The 2983-nt window shown below is 65.9% G+C and carries 2 protein-coding genes; one reads left to right on the top strand and one right to left on the bottom strand.

Going from position 1 to position 2983, the window contains the following annotated elements; all coding sequences use genetic code 11:
• Nucleotides 1–563: 563 nt before the first annotated feature.
• On the top strand, nt 564–2339 hold the full coding sequence (locus IF89_RS0134760; RefSeq protein WP_051808128.1) for a hypothetical protein: 1776 nt from the start codon (nt 564–566) through the stop codon (nt 2337–2339).
• A 212-nt stretch (nt 2340–2551) separates the two neighbouring features.
• On the opposite strand, the gene IF89_RS45405 is transcribed toward IF89_RS0134760, so the two are convergent.
• Nucleotides 2552–2983 (bottom strand): DUF2079 domain-containing protein (locus IF89_RS45405; protein WP_234328018.1); only part of this gene is annotated, 432 nt, incomplete at its 5' end.

The following is a 2983-nucleotide window of genomic DNA, read 5'->3' as shown; positions in this document are numbered from 1 at the left end:
GATGTTCCTGAACCCCCGGCGGACCCGGGCCGGGCTGAGCCGGTCCGAGGCGGTGGGTTTCTCCCATGGCCGGCGGAGGTCCGCGGCGAGCGATCGGGCACCCGTTGGCGGAATGCCGGGGGCGAGCGCAGGGCTTCGGCGTAGTCGCGTGACGCCCGGTTCATAGCGTTCTGTCAGCTCGGTGGTGCCCCGGAACGTGACAGGCGCGGCTTCCAAGATCATGGAGTTCTGCGTCCCGGCTGGACGGGTTCGCACCAGCGCGCCTGAACCGACTCAGGGAACGCGTCCAGTTGCGGCTCCTCACTCCTCGTCGTCCTCATCGAGGCCGACCGAGTCTCGGGTCGCGCAGAGGCCGGCAGTCCTTCGACCGGCTGGGAGTGCGCTCGCTCCAATACCGGAAATCTGGTGACGGAGGGCGCTCCGGGGGTATGGACAGGGAAATTTCCAACCTTCCATCGGGAAGGTTCCCGGACTCATCCGCAGATGCCTGTGTCCGTCGTCAGCAAGAGCCCGAGTGCGCGCAGTCGCCCAGGCAACGGACCGCTTACATGGGAGCATGTCACGTGGCCACGCGCATCAGCGCCCCCGATCCCCTGGAAGCCGACGGGAAGGAGGCCTTCGCAACGCTCATTCCGAAGCCGCCTGGCCGGCTGCGACGCTTTCTCGCCCACGAGTGGACTGCGGCTGCCGGGGCCGGAGTGCTGCTCGCTGTGGCCATGACCTGGCCGGCCGCCCCGGACGCCGCCACCACGATTCCGCAGGACATCCATGACCCTCTGCAGCAGGCCTGGCAGGTCGCCTGGGGCGGCCATGCGCTGAGCACTGCCCCGGCAAGCGTCTGGGACGCCAACCCTTTCTTCCCTGAGCGGTCGAGTCTGGCGTTCTCAGACAGCCTGCTGGGCTACGCACCGCTGGGCATGATCGGTGACGGCGCCACGGCGGCAGTAGCCCGGTACAATCTCATCTATATCCTTCTGCATGCGCTGGCATTCTTCGGCGCATATGCCCTGACCCGGCAATTGGGTGCACATGCGCCCGGTGCCCTGGTGGCTGGGCTGGCATTCGCCTATGCGCCCTGGCGTCTGGCCCACGGCGGGCACATGAACATCCTGTCCACGGGCGGTATCGCGCTGGCCCTGGCCATGCTGGCCAGGGGGCACGGATTCACCCTCCGGGAGGGGTATCAATCCGGACGTGCGCGGCCCATCTGGGTCCTGGCAGGATGGGCTGTCGCCGCCTGGCAGATGACTCTCAGCTTCGCTATCGGCATTCCCTTCGGCTACGCCCTCGCAGTGATCGTGCTGATCATGGCAGTCGCCTGGCTGCGCGGGCACCGGCCTGACCAGCCGCGCCAGGTGCTGATCAGCGACCTGTCCGGTGGCGCGCTGTTCGCTGTGACCACCTGCCTGATGGCCATGCCGTACCTGCAACTCGCCAAGACGTACCCGTACGCGAGACGGTCCGTGGCCGACCTTGCAGTGTTCTCGCCCCCGCTCCGCGGCATGCTGACCGCGCCGGCCGAGTCCTGGTTGTGGGGCCAGTCCCACCAGGAGGTGCGGGCCACGCTGGCCTTCCCGCCGGAGATGGCGCTGCTGCCAGGTTTCTTCCTGATCGGCCTGGCTGTGATCGGCCTCGGCCTCTCCGCATGGCGGGTACGCACCCGGTTGTGGCTGGCCGGAACTACTGTGCTCGCCGGATATCTGGCCCTGGGTACCCAGGCCTGGGGCCAGGGAGAGTACGGCTACGTCTTCCTTTTCCAGCACCTGCCCGGCCTGGATGCGATCCGCACCCCCGGCCGACTGGTGGTCTGGGTGACTCTGCTCCTTGCTGTCCTCGCCGCCGGTGCAGTCAGCGCCATCTGCGACCGCGCCCACGCCATCACTGAAAACCAGCGCCCTTCCCATCCGAGAATTCTCACAAGGCTGGCAGTGCTCGCCCCGGTGCTGCTGGTCACCGTCGAATGCATGAATCTCACTCCGCACCCGCGGGTGCCTGGGACGCCAGCTGCCCTGCGGAATGTGCAGGGGCCCGTGCTGGTGCTGCCCAGCGACCCGGCGATCGATCAGGCAGCCATGCTCTGGTCGACGTACAACTTCCCCCGCATCGTCAACGGCATCAGCAGCTTCTCCCCCATAAGCCAACACGAGATCCGGGCTGCCTCTGTGAACTTCCCCAGCACGGAAAGCATCGCCTACCTGCGCAGAACGGGAGTAAGAACAGTGGTCGTGCTCCGCGACCGTATTCCCGGCACACCGTGGCAGCACGTCTCCTTTACACCAGGCGCCGACTCTGGCGTCAGGCGTCGCGACGTCGGCACCGCCACCATCTTCACCCTGTAAGCCCCCCGACCCGGCCCCCGTTCGGGGCGGGCTGCCCAACCTTTTGGGCCCGCCAGCCGTTATCACGGACATAAGATTTACTGGGGCAGGACCTCTACGTTGATCATCAGGGCCTGCGACGGACGATTCCGCCTGCCGGGTGAGGGGTACGGCACGCCAAGCCGCACACCGCTTGGTGTGCGCCGAAATGACCAGGGACTACGAGCTCTTGTCTATCTGCGGCGCAGCAGGACGATGCCCTGGCTGTTCGCAATCTGGTCGTATTCACTGGCCAATCGGTTTGCCAGGCGGCTTTCGAGTTGTTCCCGTGACAGGGAGGGGTCGGTCAGGTCGTAGATGATCCAGTCTGCCTGTCGGTCTGTGTAAGGCCAGAGGAATACGCGTGTCCGGTGGGCAAGCTGGGGGCTGAGGTGATTGGTTGCTTCAACGTCAGAGCCGTCAGGGATACGGTCGAGCAGTTGGTGAGCAGTGTTGGCATGAGGAGAGATCGAGAAGGCGTTTACGGGGTGGAGCAGAAAATTCTGTAGAGGTTGCCCCGGGGCTACTGAACTTGATTGGGTGATGTCGGTTCCGTTCGCCTGACAGTTGGGTGTCGGCACCGATAGCTCTGGGGTGTGAGGTACGCGCAGGGCGGCGGACTGACC

Source organism: Streptomyces sp. NRRL F-2664 (assembly GCF_000719345.1).
In the GTDB taxonomy this organism is placed as follows: domain Bacteria; phylum Actinomycetota; class Actinomycetes; order Streptomycetales; family Streptomycetaceae; genus Streptomyces.
The sequence above is the reverse complement of the archived record's forward strand: the minus strand, read 5'-3'. Positions and strand labels throughout refer to the sequence as shown.